General features: G+C 76.9%; 1 protein-coding gene. It reads left to right on the plus strand.

Annotated elements, in window-relative coordinates; genetic code table 11:
• A partial coding sequence (locus AB8Z36_RS41230) for a serine/threonine-protein kinase (protein ID WP_369218460.1) occupies positions 1–1078 on the plus strand: 1078 nt, incomplete at both ends.

Below are 1078 nucleotides of genomic sequence, written 5' to 3' on the forward strand. Positions count from 1 at the left end.
CGACATCGACCGCGACTTCCGCATCCGCTTCCGCCGGGAGATCGCGGCGGCGCGCGCGGTCTCCTCGCCGGGCACGGCGGCGCTCCTGGACGGCGACGCGGACGCCGCGGTGCCGTGGCTCGCGACGGGGTACGGTCGCACCCCGCCCCAGCGCACTCCAGGAGGAGCCTTGCTCGACCCCCTGTCCGGACCGCCGCGCCATGTCGGTCCGTACCGGCTGCTCGCCGTCATCGGCGCGGGCGGCATGGGCGAGGTGTATCTGGCCCGCGCGCCCCGGCCCGGCGCGCTCCTGGTCGCGGTGAAGACCGTACGGCCCGACCTCGACATCGACCGCGACTTCCGCATCCGCTTCCGCCGGGAGATCGCGGCGGCGCGCGCGGTCTCCTCGCCGGGCACGGCGGCGCTCCTGGACGGCGACGCGGACGCCGCGGTGCCGTGGCTCGCGACGGAGTACGTCGCGGGGCCCTCGCTCGCCGAGACGGTGCACCGGTGCGGCCCGCTGCCGGTGACGGCGGTACGCGCGCTCGGGGCCGCGCTGGCCTGCGCCCTCGCGGCGGTGCACGCGGCGCAGGTGCTGCACCGTGACTTCAAGCCGGGCAACGTCCTGCTCACCCCCGAGGGCCCGAAGCTGATCGACTTCGGCATCGCGCAGGCCTTCGACGCGACGGCGCTGACGGCGGCGGGCATGATCGTGGGCACCCCCGGTTTCATGGCGCCCGAGCAGATCGAGGGCAGCCACGCGGTGGTCCCCGCCTCCGACGTCTTCGCGCTCGGCGCGGTGCTCGCCCACGCGGTGTCGGGGCGCGGCCCCTTCGACGACCAGGAGCTGGCCTCCGTCCTCTTCCGCATCTCGCAGGGCGACGCGGACCTGTCGGCGGTGCCCGAAGAGCTGCGCGGGGTCATCGCCGCGTGCCTGAGCCGCGCGCCCGGCGACCGCCCGAGTGCCGCGCACCTCGCCGGCCTGCTCCTTCCCGGCGGCCCCGGCACCTCCGGCGTCCCCTGGCCGTCCCCGGTGCTCTCCCTCTTCGCCGAGCACCGCGAGGCCGTGGCGCGCTGCGAACGGGCGGTGGCCGACGAC

This window comes from Streptomyces flavofungini (assembly GCF_041028215.1).
GTDB classification, from domain to species: domain Bacteria; phylum Actinomycetota; class Actinomycetes; order Streptomycetales; family Streptomycetaceae; genus Streptomyces; species Streptomyces flavofungini_B.